Origin of the sequence: Kitasatospora sp. NPDC059722, assembly GCF_042733235.1 — a bacterium.
GTDB lineage: Bacteria > Actinomycetota > Actinomycetes > Streptomycetales > Streptomycetaceae > Kitasatospora.
In genome coordinates, this window is the sequence record NZ_JBHWGD010000028.1 from 65,572 (window position 1) to 67,258 (window position 1,687).

Annotated in this window: 1 protein-coding gene and 2 tRNA genes; all 3 read left to right on the plus strand. The window is 74.5% G+C overall.

Going from position 1 to position 1,687, the window contains the following annotated elements:
* The first annotated feature begins 190 nt into the window (after positions 1-190).
* Positions 191-266, plus strand: a tRNA-Arg gene (locus ACFV4F_RS19680).
* Positions 267-297: 31 nt separating this feature from the next.
* Positions 298-373 (plus strand) — tRNA-Arg (locus ACFV4F_RS19685).
* Between the two features lie 228 nt (positions 374-601).
* Positions 602-1,687, plus strand: a 1,086-nt coding sequence (locus ACFV4F_RS19690; RefSeq protein WP_380504012.1) for a hypothetical protein, incomplete at its 3' end; no start/stop codon positions are given.

Here is a 1,687-nt window from a genome sequence, read left to right on the forward strand (position 1 = left end):
TTGGGGGTTAAAACCCCAACCCCCCCCCCCCCCCCCGGCCCCCCCCCCCCCAACGGGGGGGGGGGGCCCTTCGCATGTCCCGGCACGTCCGGGCGGGGGCGGGCGGGGCCGGAGCAATCGATTTCGTCCTGCGTCGCAGGTCATGTAATGTTGTTCCCGCAACGCCACGGAGACACGTTCACCGGGGCGAGCGCTCATAGCTCAACGGATAGAGCACTTGACTACGGATCAAGAGGTTGCAGGTTCGAATCCTGCTGAGCGCACCAACCTCCGCAAGATCGGGTTCGCCCGATCCTTGCGCTCATAGCTCAACGGATAGAGCACTTGACTACGGATCAAGAGGTTGCAGGTTCGAATCCTGCTGAGCGCACCAGCAAGAAGCCCCCGGCCGTCGGCCGGGGGCTTCTTTCGTATCCGTAGGGGATGAATCGGCCCGGTTCGGGTACATCCCGTCCTGCCGCCCGGACGACCTCCAAACGGGTGGGACACGGCCCGAAGCCCAGGTGTCGCAGTATGACCGGCTCGGCATCGTGATTCCGTTTTGTCACATCTTGTGCCCAGACTGCCCGCCACCCGGCAGCCGACCGCGAAGGAGAGCCGGATGCGCCGACAGTTCCCCCGCACGGCCGCCGCCCTGGCCGCCTTCGCGGCAGGGCTCCTCATCGTCTGGAACCAGCCCTCGGCGGCCCAGCAGTCCCCCGACACCTGGAGCGCCGAGCAGCGCGCGGTCCTGCCCTCCGGCCTTTCCGTCCGGTTCGACCTCGCCACCTCGCCGGGCTTCGACGCGACCGCCGAACCGGGCGAGCTGGCCGACCGCGCCGGCGGGGGGCGCACGGCCGGGCTGTACGCGGACGGAACGCGCCCGGGCGACCCGGCCCAGACGTTCCGGATCCACGACGCGCGGCCACAGGCCGACGGCTCCTGGCGCACGGTCGGCACCCTCCGGCTCACCTTCTCGCGCTCCGTGCGCAACCCCCGGCTGCACGCGAGCGGGCTGGCCGCCCTCGCGACCGGCAAGTCCGGGAGCACCACCACCGCCGCCCGGCTCACCCTCACCGGCGGCAGCCCGAGCGCCCCGGCGCTGGTCAACCGCACCGACTGGCCCGGCTGGACGGTCGACGCCAACACCCTCGCGCCGGCCGGCCCCGACGGCAGCACCGACGGCTCGGGCGGCGCGGCCGCCGAGGGCAGCCTGGAGCTCGCCGGCACGTTCCGCACCGCCGTCTTCCGGGTCGAGCAGCGCAGCACCGCCCGGGCCGGCAGCACCACCGCCCCGCCCGTCCTGCGCCAGGCGTACACCGTCACCGTCGACGAGGACCTCGGCACCGCCCCCCAGGCCTACGGCAACGCCTCGCACGTGGTCTCCGACCTCTTCCTCGGCGCGGACGCCGACCCGTCGGCGCGCCGCGACGCGCGGACCGCCGTCGCGGTGCGGGGCACGACCGACCGGCACAACGTCTGGGCCAACCCCGTGCCGCCCAAGCTCCAGCCCGGCCGCGGCGAGTACCGGGGCGCCGACCCGTCCCTCGGCTTCCCGGCCGAGGCCGCGATCGGCCGCTACTACCGGCTCACCGTCCCGGTGGCCGTCGGCGACGCGGCCGCCCGGCCCCCCGGCCGGGGGGCGGAGGGGCCCCCAACCCCCGCCGGGCCCCCCCCCCCCCCGCGCGCCCCGGGACCCCCCCGGGCC